This is a genomic window from Achromobacter sp. Marseille-Q0513 (assembly GCF_018195695.1).
Taxonomy (GTDB): Bacteria; Pseudomonadota; Gammaproteobacteria; order Burkholderiales; family Burkholderiaceae_B; genus Achromobacter.
Window position 1 is genome coordinate 1 of sequence record NZ_JAGTJY010000560.1, and the last position, 419, is coordinate 419.

1 protein-coding gene is annotated in these 419 nt (G+C 56.6%); it reads left to right on the forward strand.

Annotated features, from left to right (window positions below):
* Positions 1-128: 128 nt before the first annotated feature.
* The coding region (locus KDH83_RS31750; RefSeq protein ID WP_212323150.1) for a type 1 fimbrial protein at positions 129-419 on the forward strand (291 nt) is incomplete at its 3' end.

Consider the following 419-nt stretch of genomic DNA (forward strand, 5'->3'; position numbering starts at 1 on the left):
CTAACATTCCCGGTATTGGCTATAGGATTTGGGTACTTGGCTCAGACCCCGACCGGGCGATACCGTTCACTGCGGACGTTCCTGCATCTGCTACAGGGACGGTGTATCGACCTTGGCGATTGGCACAAATGGAGCTGGTGAAGACCGGTTTTGCCGTTGGCGTTGGTAGTCTAGCGACCGGTCTCTACGGGCAGGTGTATGCCAATGGGTCGCCGGGTCAGCCTTATTTCAGGGTCTTTGTGTCGTCAGGCAGCATCATCGTTCCGACGTGCAAGGTTGCCACAGCTTCGGCGAACCTCTCTGTTCCTCTCGGAACCGTCTACACCAGCGCATTTACGGGGCCTGGCTCTACATCGCAGGCACGCAATTTCTCGATTCACGTCGACTGCACTTCACAGACAGGGGCGAACGTGTACATG